Source organism: Thalassobellus citreus, assembly GCF_044385915.1.
In the GTDB taxonomy this organism is placed as follows: domain Bacteria; phylum Bacteroidota; class Bacteroidia; order Flavobacteriales; family Flavobacteriaceae; genus Thalassobellus; species Thalassobellus citreus.
This window is the reverse complement of the sequence record NZ_JBISCC010000051.1, coordinates 1-1,550: the sequence shown is the minus strand read 5'-3', so window position 1 is coordinate 1,550 and position 1,550 is coordinate 1. Positions and strand designations below refer to the sequence as shown.

Sequence of the window (1,550 nt, the reverse complement as noted above, 5' to 3'; positions counted from 1 at the left end):
TGGAGTTGAAAGCGTAACACGAGTAAACATACTATTGGCAGTATTAAGACTAGACACATTCCAATTCCCTAAATCTTGATCGAAAGAAACGGCATCCATAAACATAAGCGTAAAAGTCCATACATTGCTGGTATCCCAATTACCGATATCTTGGTTAAAAGCAATGGCTCTGTTAAACATACCTGTCATAGTTCTTACACTAATTGTATTCCAATTGCCGATGTCTTGGTTAAAAGCAGAAGCTGCACCGAACATATCTGTCATAGATGTAACAGCGCTCGTGTCCCAATTGCCGATGTCTTGGTTAAAGATGATGGCTTCATGAAACATAGCAGTAGTTGAAGAAACACTCGAAGTGTCCCAATTCCCAATGGGTTGGTTAAAAACCGAAGCTCCTCGAAACATGGACGTCATATCAGTCACACTACCTGTATTCCAACCACCTATAACTCCATTAAAACTAGAAGCGTTATGAAACATTGAACTCATGCTTGTTACATTACCTACATTCCAGCTATCAATATTTTGATTAAAAGTAGAAGCACTGTAAAACATTCCACTCATTAGTAACACGTTGGAAACATCCCAATTCCCAATATTTTGATTAAATGAAGTTGCAAACATAAACATGGTATTTGTAGTTGTAACATTACTCATATCCCAGGTACTTATGTCTTTATTAAAATTAGTTGCCTCATAAAATAAAGATTCCATCGTTGTGACATTTCCTGTGCTCCAATCCCAATTTCCTGTACCACCACCTAAAGAAGTTGCACCCGAAAACATTTCACGCATGGATGTAACATTATTGAGATTAGGGATATCAGTTGCGTTTACAATTACATTAGCACAACCTTTAAAAGCATCTCTCATAGATTCCCAAGGATTACAGCCCCATTGATCAATAGACTTAATTTTAGTAGCAAAGGCAGAACCATTAAAATATATTCTTGGAAATGTACCAGTAATGGTAACTTGATACGTACCTACACTGGTATAAATATGACTTGCATCTGCAGTTGCTCCGGTTGTAGTATTCCCATCGCCCCAATCTACATTATAATTATAACCAACTCCTGTTGTTGGTATGGTAATAGACTCATTGGCTGTTGTGGTACGCCAAGTAGTTATAAATTCACAATTTTGATTGATTGTGAGTAAAAAATCTTGTTCAGAATTACAACTAGCATTATAACTTTGGTAAATATATAATGTAATTGGGTACGAAGAAAAATCGGCATAGTTAATAACATCGCCTGCATTATACATGGTTCCTGTACCGCCCGGACCTGTATAATAGGCTTGGTTACCCGTAAGATTTGTACCAGTAATAGCAGGAAGTGTAAAACTGTTTGTTACGGTTTGATCTGGTAGATCGTCTAAAACACCTCCTGCAAAACCACCATCTTTAATATTCCAATTATCACTAGCTATCATATTGGCTCTGGCGGCTTCTCCGGCACAATATTTACTTAATCCTCCATCAAAACCAACACTAGCATTTAAATTTTGAGCATTCCAACCAATTAGTAAATTATCGTAATTTGGAG

Annotated in this window: 1 protein-coding gene; it reads right to left on the bottom strand. The window is 36.9% G+C overall.

What is annotated here, in order from left to right; all coding sequences use genetic code 11:
- On the bottom strand, positions 1–1,550 hold a 1,550-nt coding region (locus tag ACH5TX_RS00245; protein ID WP_439337557.1), incomplete at both ends, for a BspA family leucine-rich repeat surface protein.